General features: G+C 47.8%; 7 protein-coding genes. 2 read left to right on the plus strand and 5 right to left on the minus strand.

All coding sequences use genetic code 11. The annotated features are described in order from the left end of the window. Window positions 1–36: 36 nt before the first annotated feature. From D3H65_RS01805 to D3H65_RS01825, 5 genes are all read right to left on the minus strand, one after another. Window positions 37–3,231, minus strand: coding sequence for a glycoside hydrolase family 2 TIM barrel-domain containing protein (locus D3H65_RS01805; RefSeq protein ID WP_119054353.1), 3,195 nt, complete (start codon window positions 3,229–3,231; stop codon window positions 37–39). A gap of 73 nt (window positions 3,232–3,304) precedes the next feature. After that, window positions 3,305–4,282: a discoidin domain-containing protein gene (locus D3H65_RS01810; RefSeq protein ID WP_119048618.1), complete on the minus strand. Its 978-nt coding sequence runs from the start codon at window positions 4,280–4,282 to the stop codon at window positions 3,305–3,307. Window positions 4,283–4,313: 31 nt separating this feature from the next. Next, a complete protein-coding gene (locus tag D3H65_RS01815) occupies window positions 4,314–6,104 on the minus strand; it encodes a RagB/SusD family nutrient uptake outer membrane protein (protein ID WP_119048619.1) in 1,791 nt (596 codons plus the stop codon). Window positions 6,105–6,130: 26 nt separating this feature from the next. Further along, window positions 6,131–9,430 (minus strand): TonB-dependent receptor, encoded by a 3,300-nt coding sequence (locus D3H65_RS01820; protein ID WP_119048620.1) that lies wholly within the window; start codon window positions 9,428–9,430, stop codon window positions 6,131–6,133. A 107-nt stretch (window positions 9,431–9,537) separates the two neighbouring features. Further along, entirely contained in the window at window positions 9,538–10,707 is a 1,170-nt protein-coding gene (locus D3H65_RS01825) for a FecR family protein (RefSeq protein WP_119048621.1), read from the minus strand. A gap of 248 nt (window positions 10,708–10,955) precedes the next feature. Between D3H65_RS01825 and D3H65_RS01830 the strand changes: the two genes are divergently transcribed. Next, window positions 10,956–11,501, plus strand: coding sequence for an RNA polymerase sigma-70 factor (locus D3H65_RS01830; protein ID WP_162915354.1), 546 nt, complete (start codon window positions 10,956–10,958; stop codon window positions 11,499–11,501). Window positions 11,502–11,543: 42 nt separating this feature from the next. Next, the gene (locus D3H65_RS01835) at window positions 11,544–13,697 is read left to right on the plus strand and encodes a GH92 family glycosyl hydrolase (RefSeq protein ID WP_119048623.1); all 2,154 of its coding nucleotides are present in this window, start codon (window positions 11,544–11,546) and stop codon (window positions 13,695–13,697) included. Window positions 13,698–14,513: the final 816 nt, after the last annotated feature.

The raw sequence follows: 14,513 nt of genomic DNA on the forward strand, positions 1-14,513 counted from the left end.
TGCGACGTGAGCGAAAGCTGTCACCTCTTATACTTATCATTTTCCCGGCAATACAAGTTTATAAGTGAACGTAGTTGGTTTTACATATACCCGGTAAGGTTCCAGTGGTCTGGGTCCGCAACCATGCGACCCTACACCCAGTGTTTTATAACTCACACACAAAACAGTGCCCTTGCTTTTGGGAAGGTCTATTTTATATTCTACCGGTGTCATTTCTTCATCACTGTAGGGGAGGGCTGCTACCTGCAACAAAGAACTGTCCTGTTCAATGGTGATGCCCGTACCCTTGGCCGATTGAACCCTTGCCCAGCGTACATCCTCATGGTTGCCGCATTCCATGGGCTTTTCATAAGGCGTCATTTGCTGTTGTACCGTGCTGGCATAATGCCCTATGTCAAACCCGCTTTTGCGGTCTGCATAATTCTCCATCGGGCCCCGGCCAAAATAGTCAAACTGATCAAGGCTTTTGTCCAGGAAGAGACGCACCCCCAGCCGGGCTACTACCAGCTTCGGATCACTGCTGCTTACTTCATTCACCGCCAGGATCACCCCTTTGCTGTCGATGCTATAAACGACTTTGTGTTGTACCGTAAAGCCCTGTTGTCCCGTTCCCGTTAAACTGGCCGTGATCTCTACCACGCCCGGCACAGGCTGCCTGCTTTGTACGCCTGTTGCTGTCCACACCAGGTGCTTCAATCCTTTTTTCTCCCAGTCGGGATACGCCCACATATCATCCTTCTGGTGCGGCGCCCGCCACAGGTGCAGCATTGGCCCGCCACCTTTCTGCAGTAGGTTCTGGCCATGCTCTTCTATGCGCGAGAAGGTACCTGTTGCTTTGTCAAACTCAAGGCTAAAGCCTGTTCCTTTTACCTGAATAAAACCGGCCGTTTCTTCCAGCTTCAAAGCGCCATTGTTATCCTTACTGGGCACAGCAGGAGTAGAGACCGGCAGTAAGAACTGCTGTGCTGCCACTTCATATCCTTTGGCAGCCCATCGCTCATCCCTGGCTAATTGAAAAGATACCCGCAGAAAATATTCAGCTCCGGGCCGTGGCGTTACTGCGTAAGGGATCTTAATATCCTTTTCTGCACCGGGCGCTACATCACCCACTGCCAGGTTGCCGGAGGCGATCACCTTGCCATCTTCACTCAATTCCCATTTGCCGGTTAAGCTGTTGAGGTTGGTAGAATGATAGCGGTTCTTAAGCGTGTACAGGTTATTGGCAATATCTTTTTCGCGGATCGTGATCCACTGGTAGGCATGTTTCAGTTCAGGAAAATGCGGCTTGAGTGAACGGTCTGAAAATACCACACCCTTATGAATGAAGTACTGGTCATTGGGATATTCGCCAAAGCCACCACCAAAAGCAGTAATGGGATGTTTGGGATCACGTTTGTTATAGATACCCTGGTCCTGCCATTCCCAGATGGCTCCACCCAGTAAGGCGGGATAGCTGTCAAACAGGTCATTGTAAATATCTACCGATCCCATCGAGTTGAACATCGCATGCGCATATTCACAGAGGTAGAAGGGTTTCTTCAGCGTAGTATCTTTGGCCCTTCTCTCCAGGCTTTCCACATCCGTATACATTTGGCTGTCCATGCCGGCAGGATTGCGCGTGCCGATACCAAACCCTTCATAATGCGTAAGGCGCGTAGAGTCGATCCGTTTGATCGAGTCCAGCGCTGCCCTGAAGTTCGTGCCGCCACTACCGTTCTCATTACCGAGCGACCATACGATCACCGAAGAATGGTTCTTGAAGTTCTGTACATTGGCCACATTGCGTTCGATGATCGCCGCTTTCATGCGCGGCTCTTCATTAAACCGGTTCATGGCCCCATGGCACTCTACATTGGCCTCTGCTACCAGATAGATACCATATTCATCGCACAGCTCATACCAGCGTGGATCATTCGAATAATGCGAGGTACGTACATGGTTGCAGTTGGCCTGTTTGATCAGTTTAATATCCCGGATCATCTGTTCTTCCGTTACCGCATGACCATCATCGGGCCAGTTCTCATGCCGGTTAACACCCTTCAGTTTGATGGGCACATTATTTACAAGTACCTGCCGTCCATCTACCCTGAGATTGCGGAATCCCGTATGGGCCGATATGATCTCCGTTTTGTTGTTTCCTTCCACCACCGAAAGCACCGAGGTATACAATTTGGGTGTTTCAGCTGTCCACTTCTCCGCGTTTTTGATGGTCACTGCTACATCCACCTTGATCTCCTCGCCGGGCTTCAATGCCTTAATGACTGTCCGGGTGCTGGATACCAGCGTAGATCCGTTATAGATGGCATATTCCAGCTCACGTGCTTTTACTTCCTTGTCTCCATAGTTTTTGACCTTGGCAAAAGCCTCTGCGATCCCGCTATTATGACCGTTCTCTATACCTGCCCTGATAAAGAAATCCCGGATATGCTCCTGCGGACTGCTCCACAAGGTCACATTGCGGAAGATGCCGCTCAGGCGCCACATATCCTGGTCTTCGAGGTAACTGCCCGTTGTAAACCGGTATACTTCCACCGCCAGTACATTTTTACCGGGCCTGATGTATTTAGTGAGATCAAACTCTGCTGCATTACGGCTGTTCACCCCGTAACCTACTTTCTCTCCGTTTACCCAGATAAAGAAACCTGCATCTACGCCATCAAAGGTGATAAAGATGCGGCGGCCTTTCCAGCTATCAGGTACAGCAAAATCGCGGCGGTAGCTGCCCACCGGGTTTCTCTCTTTATACGCCGTAAATTTCACCGGAGGCGTGCTCATCACCCGCGGGAAATCACTTTGGAAGATATAATTGAAATTGCTGTAATAAGGCGTACCATAACCTTCCACCTGCCAGTTGGAAGGAACTTTGATGTCTTTCCATTTCGATACATCATAAGAAGGCTTGTAAAAGTCCACCGGGCGCTTCTGCGGCCAGTCTACCCAATGGAATTTCCACTGGCCATTGAGGCTGCGGCTAAAAGAAGAGGCGCTGCGTTTGGCAGCCAGCGCCTCCGTTAAAGAACCATAGGGCATCAGTGTGGCATGACTGGCCTCGCGGTTGATACCAATGTTTTCAGGGTCTTCAATTTCATTGGGTACAGAAGCTGTATCAGTTGCCGATAATCCGTTGAAGGGAACGGCTGCTGATTGGCCTGCACAGGGCTGATAACCCCATGCAGCAATAAATACCAATAAGGCAGGAACAATTTTTTTTTGTAAGGGCGATTTACGCATAAATGATTCTACTGGTTTCAACATAAAAAAGCTACAGCCCGCTCCGTCCGTCTGTAGCGCTATTCACTAACAATCAAAAGGCGTTTAGTTCTGCCAGGCAGGAATACGATCCGTTATAAGCCGAATTAATGATCACTTTAAAATAACGGCCGCTTTTAAATCCTTTGGGTAAGAATTGTGGTTGTACGTCTTTATTATTTTGCAGCGTAAATGTTCCGCCATCCACCCACGTGATATTGTCTGTACTTACCTGTACATTCACCTCATTGGGTTTTCCGCCGCCATCATTCTGTCTTCCTTGCAAGGATACACCATGTACTGTTTTTTCTGTGCCCAGATCGATCGTAATATGATGCGGAGGTCCGGGTGAAGCCCCCTGCCATTGCGTATGCCAGAAAGTTTCTTTATTGCCATCGAGGGCAAATATCGCCCGGCCATTATTGGCCCCCTCACCATTGGCTTCCTGCGAAGAGAAATCGATCACCTGCCATTGCGCCCGGTCATAATTGGGGTAATCTTTTAGGTCCGGCTGCGCCTTTACGATAAAAAAAGCTGTGCGCAGTGCTTCATTGATCTTTACCGTTTTACTGCCCATGGTGATGGGTAACAGGTATGACTGTAAAGCATTCATGGCGCCAGCCCCCTTTGTCTTAAATGAAATGCTTAAGGGCGCTGTACTTACCTGGCCTTTCGGGATCACCGTACTGAGATCAGATAAGGTATAACTGCCCTCTGGTAAAATAGCATAGCTGGTTTTATTGGCCGTATTAAAACTGTCCACCTTGCCGTTATCTACTGTAAACGTTACCGGTATATCAACATCGGGATATCCCTGGCCACCATAATTGGCGCCATACGTAAGCGATTGAACACTGTCTGTTATCTTCAGCGTCCTGATAACAGGGCCATTGACTGCCTGGGGCATATAGATCCTCGTATAACTTTCAATAGGCTGATAGGGTAGGTTATAATCATCTTTACAGGCCGACCAGGTAAGGCAACAGGCCATACAGGTTAATATGATAAAGCGGGCAATAAATTGGTTGCGCATGATTGTAGAATAAACGTGAAAGAATTGTTCGTTACCATCCGGGGTTTTGCACCACCAGCTTCGACCGGTCCATATCGTATTGACTGATGGGGAACCAATAAGAAGCGGGCCAGCGGAACAGGTGTTCACTGGCTACCACCCTGGTATAAAAAGAATTATCATCTTTATTGATATTCATCCCATGCATGCTGCCCATCACTTGTGCAGCAATCTTCCAACGCCTGATATCAAACCAGCGATGCGTCTCAAAAGCCAGCTCCACCCGCCGTTCCTGCCATATCCTGGTACGCATATCCGATTGACTGCCAGGTATAGGCAGGTCGGCCGATCCATATTCCGGAACATTCACGCGTGCCCGGATCAGGTTTAAGTATTTCAGTATATCCGCATTCCCGGGATCGTACTCATTCAGCGCTTCAGCATAATTGAGGTATATTTCTCCCAGCCTGAAAAGACACAAAGGTCTTGCATACCTGGTGCCATTGCCGCCAGATCCATCATTCGTTTGCGTGGCTACATTTTTTCTCACCAGGTAGCCCGTCTTTGTCCAATCCGTGGGATGACCATTCTTTCCATTAGGACCATTTGCATAGAAAGTGATCGCTTTGGGGCTTTGCATATTACCTCCCTGGAAAAAGCTGTTGTTGTAAGTCACCGAAGCATAAAAGCGCGGTTCCCGGTTGATGTACATGTTAAATACCGGTACACCATTTACCGTAGTAAAGCCCGACTCCGAATAGAGCGAAGATTCTCCGATCGGTTTACCATCTGCCATGAAATAAGCATCTACCTGCTCCTGCGTCACACCGATACCATTCCAGCCACCCGCTTGCCTGGGCATACAATGCACATCCCAGCCCGAAAGCCCGTTGTTCTTCCTGTTGAAGATCTGTTCGGAATTCCATGCCTGTAAACCGATCCCTATATAGGATTTGATGGGATCTCCACCCGGGTCTTTATACAGTGAATACAGCCCCAGGTCAATCACAGCTTTGGCAGCATCGGCCGCTTTCTTCCATTTCTGCTGATCATAAGTTTGATTGATCAATACCTTGCCATCCTGGTTCTTAAAATTGGCATAATCACTGTTCCCATTATACAGCGGACTTGCAGCATACAGCAATAACCTGGCTTTCACAGCCAGCGCCATGCCGGCAGTAGCACGGCCATATTGAATATCACTTACCTGTCCGTTATTCGATGGTATCTTAGGCAGTACCGCCGCCGCTTTGTCCAGCTCACTGCTTACATATTCCACACAGGTATCATAGGCACTGCGGGGAAACTGCATCGCTTCGGCAGGTGCATCAGCGGGTACCTCTTTTTCGCCCAGCAGCACCACCGGGCCATACTGACGCATCAGTAAGAAATAGTAATAGGCCCTTAAGAACCGTGCTTCTGCTTTATACTGGTCAATCAGCTGCTGTCCGTTGAGTGCCAGTATTTCAGCATTCCCGTCAATATGGTTGATGAAATAAGTGGCCGAGCGAATACCCTTGTAGTAATTACCCCAGTTATCGAAAAGCGCATTGCCGGCACTGATATTGCCGATGTTCAACGCATACGTATTATACTTCGACCAGGTAGCGTCCAGTTCATCCGAATTAGCCCCCCACGGGGTGGCATCCCATTGATTGGAATTGTCATTGACATAGTTATAGACATTGGCCAGGTATTGCTCCGAAGGACCCTTTTTCTGAAACACCTGTTCTATCGTAATGCGGTCGTTCGGTACCTGTTCCAGGTATTTTTTACAACCTGCCCCCGTCACCAGGGCCACCGTAAGCAGGAGCAGCGTATAGTTGGCAGTTAATTTTTTCATATCGCTTGATCAGTTTAGATAGACTACTATTTAAAAGAACATTTAATGCCGAAATTGAACGTCTTCGTTAAAGGGTATTGCGCACCCTTACCATCACCGAGTTCCACATCCCACATGTCAAACTCGCTTTTTGTCCACAGGTTATAACCTATGAAATAGAGACTCAGGTTCGACATCCCTACATACTTCAGCCACTTCGTGCGGGCAAGATCATAAGAGACCTGCACCGTTTGCAAACGGATAAAGGCCCCATTCTTCACCCACCAGGTGCTATTGGCATAGTTCATATTGTCATTGCCATAAGTGAGGCGGGGATACAAGGGGCGCGGATTGGTATTGGTGGGTGTCCACCGGTCCGTGATCTGCGCCAGCAGATTGCCACGTTCACCCCCCTGGCTAAAGGGCTGCAGCCCATCTCCGTTCAAAGAAATGTCTACATTGCTGATGCCTTTAAACCAACCCGCAATGGCAAATCCTTTCCAGGAAATAGTAGGCCCGAATCCATACACGATCTCGGGGAAGCTGCCATAACCAATAGGCCCCGCATCGTAGGAATCAATTTTGCCATCTCCATTAAAATCCTTGTATTTAATATCCCCCGCTTTATTCGTGCCCGTTTGATAGGGACTATTGGCTACATCTTTATCGTCTTTAAATAAGCCCAGGTCTGTATAGCCGAAGCGCTGACCAAATTTCCGGCCAATCCGTTGTTGCCAGGGATAGGGCCAGGGTGCATTCGCATCGTCGATCACCTTGGCGCGTGTCCAGGTAAAATTCCCCCGGAAACCAATTTGCCATCCACCACCCAGCTGTTTATTAATATCCAGCGTGGCATCGATCCCGCGGTTATGTACCTCACCCAGGTTGGCATAGGGGAGTGCGAGTACCCCTACATAGTTGGGCACATCCCCGCGCTGGCGGAAAATAGCCGTACGGTCTTCACGAAACACATCCACCGTAAGCGACACCGCATTGTTCCAGGTCTTGATCTCAACACCAAGGTTTTGCTTTTTGGCTTTTTCCCAGCTTACATCCACCGCATAATCGCCGATGTCCAGGCCATTGATCGTTTGATTGGTGCCATTAGCGCCATACGTATAGTTGCCATCCTGGTACCGGTTGCCGCCGCCAACCGTAGAGATATAAGCAAAACGGCGACCGCCGATATTGCTGTTGCCCACCAGTCCATAAGAGTACCTCACTTTAAGGAAAGAGATGGCTTTATTCAATGGCTCAAAGAACGATTCTTCTGAGATCACCCAGCCAACTCCATACGAAGGGAAGAAGCCAAAGCGATTATTAGGAGCAAATGTTTCTGATCCATTGTAGCCAAAGTTCACCTCCGCCAGGTACTTGTTGTCCCAGCCATAAGTACCGCGGCCAGCAATGCCCATATACCGATAGGGAATAGAACTGATGAAATCACCGGCAAATGCATCTACCCTGTCACTCTGGTTATACAGGATGAGGCCCGTCACATTGTGCCTGCCAAAATTATTGTTGTAGTTCAAAGCCGCTTCTGTATAAAATTGCCGGCTTCCTCCATTCGTTCGGTTATAACCGAGGAAACTGGTGCCAATCGAAGTTTGGTCCAGCAATAACTTACCTGCTGTATCCCTTCCCCTGGCAAGGTACCCGTCTACTGACTTCGTGCGGCTGATCTTGTGTTCATTGTAGTTGTCGAAGGAGAACATCGCTGTAGCAGAAAGTCCTTTCAGCAGTGAACCCAGTTCCTGCGTTACCCGGATATTACTCCACAACTGGCTTTTGAACTCACTGACATACCCTGTTTGCGTTAACCGGCTATAGGGGTTGAATATATCTCCTGTACGCAGTTGCGAATACAGGCCATTGGAATAGACCGGCGGAATAAGGATGGGAGGCAGCAGGTAAGCCGACCCCCAGATATCGCCCACAGAACTGCCGGGAAAATTAGCATTGCTGATCCAGCCCGAAGCGCCAAAATCTACCTTGGTTGATTTCGTTACCTTCAGCGAAAGATTGGACGTGAAATTATAGCGCGTGAACTTGATGGCTGAATTGTAATTGGCCAGCTGGTCTGTCTTGTACAAGCCTTTCTCATCATAATAACCAATGGCCAGGTAATACTGCGCATTCTCCGAACCTCCACTGGCATTTACCCGCGCACGGCGGTTCTCCCCTGATTTTTTGAACAATACATCAAACCAGTTTACATCCGGGTAAAGATCGGGATCCACCTGGCTGGCTGTTTTGTCGATCCTTTCCTGCGTATATTTCGGCTGCGGGTCGTTGGGATTACTGTTGTGGTAGGCTTCATTGGCCATTTGCATATAAGTAATGCCGTCGGCAAACTTGGGTATCTTCGTAAACTGCGTTATACCCTGGTCATATTGTGCATTGATCAACGGTTTGCCCACCTTTCCTTTCTTAGTTTGGATGATCACAACTCCATTGGCCCCACGCACCCCATACACTGCCGTGGCAGATGCATCTTTAAGAATACTGAAGCTGGCAATATCTTCCGGGTCTACATTGGCAAAGTCCCTTTCCACCCCATCTACCAGCACCAATGGACTGCTGCTGGTAAAGGTGGAAATCCCCCGGATATAGATCTCGGCATTGTCATAACCCGGCTGGCCGCTTCTTTGTACGCCCACCACACCGGCAATACGGCCGGCCACCAGGTTCGTCATATTGGCCACCGGCTGTTTCAGGTCTTCTGCTTTTACCGTACTGATGGCACCAATCGTACTGATCTTCTTTTGCTGTCCATAGCCTACCACTACCACATCTTCCAGGCCCGTGACCTGTGCTTTCATTATTATATTGATCTCTTTGGTATTATTAACAGTTACCTCCTGGGTAGCATAACCTATAGTAGAAAAAATAAGCACCCCATTGCCATCAGGTAAGGTAATGCCGTAGCTGCCGTCTTTTTGAGTGGAAGTACTGGTGCTGCTGTTCTTTAATGAAACCGTTACCCCAAATAAAGGCACAGCTTTATCATCCGTTACTTTTCCGGTCACTTGTAAGGTTACCGACTGGCTCTTCTCCACTTTAGGCGTTACCAGGATCGTGCGGTTGTTGATGGCATAAGAGAAGGGCTGACGCTCAAAGCATTTTTTCAAGGCTTCTTCCAGCGTAGCATCTTTGAGGTGCACACTTACGTATTGCGCTTTACGCAATAGTTCCTCATCGTACAATACACTGTATCCCGTTTGCTGCCGGATGCTTGTCAGTGCTTCCGACAATGGGATATTACTTTTGTCGAGGGTGATTTTTTGGGCAAGCGAAGTGATGCTCGCCAGCATACATGCTGTAAGTAAGAAAGAGAATAATTTCATAGCAAGAATAGTTTTGTTTTGACATGGAGATTGCCTTCCACATCAGGATGCAGTTAGGTTGTAATGAAGTAGATAGTTGGTTTTTGAGATTAAGTAGTGAAAAATGGTCAGTTCATGAGTATCACCTTCCTGCCTTCAATCCTGTATTTGATCCCACCGGTTAGTTTCAGATTTTGGAGCAGTTCAGCAATATCTCTGTACCTGGATATATTTCCTCCGAATTGTTTGTTGATCGTTCCCCCCTCGTAAGCCACTTCTATATCATACCACCGTGCTGCCAGTTTCATCACGTTTTGTATGCTTTCATGGTGAAAGACAAACCAGCCGTTTTTCCAGGCAACCGTTTCTTCCACATTCACCTGTTTAACCAAAATACTTTCTTCCCCATCTTTCACCATCGCTTGTTGGCCGGGCGCCAATACCACCCTTTTGCCGGCATTTTGGATCGCTGCTTTGCCTTCTGCCAGCGTCACTTTAATGAATGGATCATCATTATAGGCATTTACGTTGAATGCAGTGCCCAGGTCCTCTACCAGCTGCCCTTTGGCAAATACCCGGAATGGCTGCGCCTCATTATGTACCACTTCAAAATAGGCCTGACCGGTAATTTCCACGCGACGTTCCTTGCCGGTAAAAGCAACAGGGTATGTAATGGAGGACGCAGCATCGAGGGTTACTGTTGTGCCATCAGAAAGGGTTAAGGTGTACTTTCCACCTCGGGGCGTCGTCAACGTATTGTACACAGGTGTTTTGTCCGTTGCCTGATCATTGGTGGTATTATAGGCGATGCTGCCTCCCCGTACTTGCTTCACCTCCGTATTGCTTTGCATCGCAATGTGCACATTGACCGAATCCGTCAGCACGATCTCCTGGCCATTCGCCAGTTTTAAGACCGCTTTATTACCACCTGGTTTGATAGTATTATTGTTGGATGGAATAACTCCCTGCTCAGTCTTGCTCAACTTGTCAGGCTTCCCATCCTTTAGTTTTGGGTAGAGGAAAAAGGCCAGTACTGCAAGGATCACCGAGGCAGCAGCCACCCGGTACATCCAGGTCATAGACCTTACCCTGGAAGGAGTAGGTATACGATTGCTAAAGTCCGCGTACAGATCGGCCGTCAATTTTTCTTTACCACCGCTTTCTTCCAGCCAGTGATCAATATGTCCCCTGCCTGGGTTGTTGGCATGAAACCAGTCATTGAGTTCTTCTTCCTCCGATGGACTGCACTGATGCTGCCGGTGTCGATCCAGTAAGTATTGTAAACGGTCTTGATCCATAGGCCTTTAACGGGTTTTGATGAGGGTACTTTTCACCGATGCACAGGTCCTTGTCCTAAATAAGACGTACAAGCCTTTGCCTCCCGTTACTCTGTACTACAATATATTTTTTTTAAGCGCCTGGTAACCCGTTTTATTGCAAAGGAAGCCTTCTTTGACCCATTGTTTTTAGAAAAATATCCTTAATATTGTTCTAAGCTATAACGATTAAGCTCATAAAGACCCATACTAACGATAGCGATATAGAATTGATCCGGCTTTGGCAGAAAGGCGACGAAGCGGCCTTTGAAAAGTTGTACTATCACTATGCCGTTGAACTACTTACAATTGCCGTACAAAAGACCAACGACCGTGAGATTGCCCGTGAATTGATACAAAACGTATTCGTGACTTTTTTCAATTACAAAGAGGCCGCCCATCAGATCGTATCATTGAAGGCATACCTCTATACCATACTTAAAAATCGTATCCTCGATCATTACAGGCACGAAGTGGTACATAAAAAATACCAGGACCATTCCGCACATTATCTCGCGGCAGAAATTGATCAGGGAGCGCATACCTATATAGAGACCAGGGAGTTGGAACGGCGGCTCCATGAAGAGATACAGAAATTACCACCCCAGTGCAGGCATGTCTTCACCATGCGGCGTGAACTGGAATTGTCCAACAAAGAAATTGCCCTTCAATTAAATATTTCAGAAAATACAGTTGAACAACACATGCGCAGAGCACTGCGGTTGTTGAAACAAGCATTGCATATCGGACAGCGGACTTTGTTTTTCTTATTATAATTTCCTTAAGGAAGAATTACCCAATCAATCTTTGTTACAACGATGAGGATCCATTTTAGAAGACTTACAGCCATAGTAGGAGTGATATTGTTTACAGCCATGGCAGTCCAAAGCCAGCAAACTTCAGCCTATACAAAATATGTCAATACATTTATTGGAACAGCGCCCCTTACCGATCCCAAAGTGCTGGGCTATGAATTACCCAAAGGATGGCGCTCCTGGGCCGGACTTACTTTTCCGGGCAGTTCCTTACCCAATGCCATGGTGCAGCTGAGCCCTATGACAGAATATGGCTCCGGCGCTGGTTATGAATACGAAGATTCAGTGATCCTTGGTTTCACCCATACCAATAAGGGCCATTGGAACCTGTGCAATATTCCCATCCTGCCCATGACTAACCCCGTAGCTCCCTATGGCTCCCGGTTTACCCACAAGAAAGAAACTGCTGCTCCGGGTTTTTACCAGGTATACCTGCAGGATTACAATATTGATGTACAACTCACTTCTACCTTACGTTGCGGATACCATCAGTATACGTATACAAACAATGCCAACAGGCAAATACTGTTCGACCTGGCCCGGGCCAACAGCCGCGTATCCACCTGGCGTATAGAACAGGTAGGAGATTCTGCTGTGCAAGGCTTTCAAAGCGGTGAGAATGTCTATTTCTACGCCACCCTCAATACAAAGATCGATAGGCTGGAAAAGAAAGACGAAGGTCAGCGCAATGGTTATGCCATCCTGCACCTGGCCAACGGAAGCACAAAGCCCGTTGAATTGAAGATAGGATTGTCATTTGTAAGCACCGGCAATGCAAGGCAAAACCTGCAACAGGAAATCGGCAACCAGTCCTTTGTAGCTATTCGCAAAGCGGCCAACCAGCAATGGGAAACCATCTTATCCTCCATACAGGTGAAAGGCGGTACCCCCAAACAAAAGGAAATGTTGTACTCCTGTTTGTACCGTTCCTTGTTGTGGCCAGCCCTGCGCAGCGACGTCAATGGAGAGTTTACCGATGCAAAGCGCAATGTTGTAAACACCGGGTTCAGGTATTATACCGAGCCTTCTTTGTGGGATACCTATCGTAACAAAGATGTACTCCTGGGCCTCATTACACCACAGGTTACACTCGATGTGATCAGGTCCATGAAAGATGTGGGAGATAAGAAAGGATTCATCCCTACCTTTTTTCATGGTGATCATGGTGCTTCTTCCATTGCAGGCGCTTACCTGCGTGGTATCGACCAATTTGATGTGAAAGGCACTTATGAGATACTTCTCAAAAATGCCAATACACCCGGAGGTGCCCGTCCACATATTGCAGAGTACATCGAAAAGGGTTATATCTCCGATCCTGATGTGGCCAATCCACATGTAGAGACCAAGGCCAATGCAGGCGTATCCAAAACCCTCGAATATTCCTATGATGATTATTCCGTGGCCCAGATCGCTAAAAAGCTGGGCGATACCGCCAATTACAGGATACTGATGGCCCGCTCGAAGAACTATCAGAACATGTTTGATCCGTCCACCCGGTTCATGCGTGGCCGCCTGGCCAATGGCAATTGGATCACCCCTTTCGATCCGCAATATCCTTATTACGAATACATGTACCGGGAGGCCAATGCCTGGCAGGTATCATTTTTTGCACCGCACGACATGAAGGGGTTGGTAGCCTTGTATGGCGGGCCAAAGGGATTTGAGTCCAAACTGGATTCACTCTTTACCCTGCCCTGGAATCCGAAGCATATTGCCCGTAATGTAGAGACCATGATCGGTCAGTACTGCCATGGTAACCAGCCAGACCATGAAGCCCCATTTGCTTATTACTTCATCAACAAGCCCGAAAAGTCTCAAAAGATCATCGATACCATCTTAAACAGTTTGTATGGGATAGGAGAGCAGGGACTGGAATTGTCGGGTATGGATGATGCAGGTGAAATGTCTGCCTGGTATGTATTCAGTGCATTGGGGTTGTATACCTTTTCCGCTACTGATCCCGAATACCTCGTTACCGTGCCCCTTTTCGATGAAGTGAAATGGAAGACCAGCACCGGTAAATGGCTCACTATTACAAAGACGGGCAAGAGCAGGAACCTCAGCAATATTAAAGTGAATGGGAAGGATAACAAAGGTTATTTCGTTTCCCACGACCTGTTCAGGCATGGCGGTAATATAACCATCACTACCAGGTAACAGCTACTAACTACGCAACCTTGATAGTTATTAGAATGCACGCGAAAAAGCCCCGCTCAAACGAGCAGGGCTTTATCATATTTATAGTAAGATGAGCGGTATAATGTACCTTCCGGATACCCGCAGACCTCCGCGCAGACCCGCGTGCCCGCAACGAGGCCGCCGGTTACCGGATAGGTGCCGATCGAAATAAACCAACAACCAAAACCTGGACCCAACTCTTTCTGTTTACTAACGTGCTCCTCTTTGATTGGTAGTCGACGTTCACCATAACCATTGAGCACACGTATCAGAAAATTACCCCAGTGGCAATAGCCCTCAGCTGACAGCCGATCACCATCAGCCCACCGCTAATCGCTATAACTAAACAGCGAAAGCCAAATCCCGAAAATTCAAAGCAGAGGGCTCGTAGCTCGCAGCTCGTGGCTCGCAGCTTTTCTTCAGCAAGTGTTGCACAACACTTTGTAGTTCCATCAACCATGCTTAGGGGCCCCGTCCACATGGTCGATCGCTTTGGTAACTGTTCCCTACAAACGTACGACATCCGGATACCCGTTTCCAAATGCCTGATGGCCGGTTTCGTCTATTTTGTATAAAATGTAAAAAATCGACGTAATGTGCGTCGATTTTTTACAAAATCTACGAAAATAACAAAACCGGCCATGCCACTTTTGGATTTGGCATATTCTATGTTGTATGTTTACTAAGAGCTAAAGGAAGACAAGGTGACAGCAACACACTGCCAGCAAGAGTAAACAACCTACGAACATCAGTAACAAATGCCTGCAGGAGGAAAAACACCCTTCCTCACACCCC

Origin of the sequence: Paraflavitalea soli (genome assembly GCF_003555545.1) — a bacterium.
GTDB classification, from domain to species: Bacteria; Bacteroidota; Bacteroidia; order Chitinophagales; family Chitinophagaceae; genus Paraflavitalea; species Paraflavitalea soli.

Bases quoted from the DNA above. Each gene is read 5' to 3' on its own strand.
- D3H65_RS01805 (WP_119054353.1), bottom strand. From the start codon at position 3,231: ATGCGTAAATCGCCCTTACAAAAAAAAATTGTTCCTGCCTTATTGGTA.
- D3H65_RS01810 (WP_119048618.1), bottom strand. From the start codon at position 4,282: ATGCGCAACCAATTTATTGCCCGCTTTATCATATTAACCTGTATGGCC.
- D3H65_RS01815 (WP_119048619.1), bottom strand. From the start codon at position 6,104: ATGAAAAAATTAACTGCCAACTATACGCTGCTCCTGCTTACGGTGGCC.
- D3H65_RS01820 (WP_119048620.1), bottom strand. From the start codon at position 9,430: ATGAAATTATTCTCTTTCTTACTTACAGCATGTATGCTGGCGAGCATC.
- D3H65_RS01825 (WP_119048621.1), bottom strand. From the start codon at position 10,707: ATGGATCAAGACCGTTTACAATACTTACTGGATCGACACCGGCAGCAT.
- D3H65_RS01835 (WP_119048623.1), top strand. From the start codon at position 11,544: ATGAGGATCCATTTTAGAAGACTTACAGCCATAGTAGGAGTGATATTG.